This window comes from Mesorhizobium sp. P3_A9 (assembly GCF_056402975.1).
In genome coordinates this window covers 1-518 of record NZ_JBFUGJ010000849.1, presented here as the reverse complement: position 1 = coordinate 518, position 518 = coordinate 1, and the positions used below count along the sequence as shown (strand labels likewise).

The window sequence follows — 518 nt, the reverse complement described above, 5'->3', positions numbered from 1 at the left end:
GTGCTACGGCGGCCGGAGCCGGCGCCGGTGCAGCCGGAGCGGCAGCCTGGTCACCGGTGGCAGGCGCCGCCGGTTTGGTCTCGGGCGCCGGAACGGTCAGCAGTTCGGCCGGCTTGCCCGGCTCCTCGACCATGGCCAGCACCTGGCCGGTAGCATCCTTGGGAACCGAAACGACAGCGGTCTGCGCCGAGGCCGTCACGACCGTGCCGACCGTCGCACGCAGGGCAATCGTATAGTCACCCGGCTTCAGCGGATCGTCGAGCACGATGACGAAGGCACCATCGGGACCGGCCACGGTCGAACCGAGCACGGTCGTGCCGTTGAGGATCTCGACCTTTGAATTGGGCGCCGCATTGCCGGCAACGACGATCGAACCATTGCTCTCGACGCGCACGACATCAAAAGTCGGCGCGATCGGCCCGGCCGCTGCTGGTGCCGCCGGAGCCGCGGCATCGGTTGCGGGCGCTGCCGGGGGCGTGGCTTCCGTCGCAGGCGCGGCCGGAGCGGTCGCCTGGGGC

1 pseudogene is annotated in these 518 nt (G+C 70.8%); it reads right to left on the bottom strand.

From position 1 onward, the window contains the following. Positions 1–518: pseudogene (locus AC1DX0_RS37095) on the bottom strand (peptigoglycan-binding protein LysM); the annotation flags it as partial.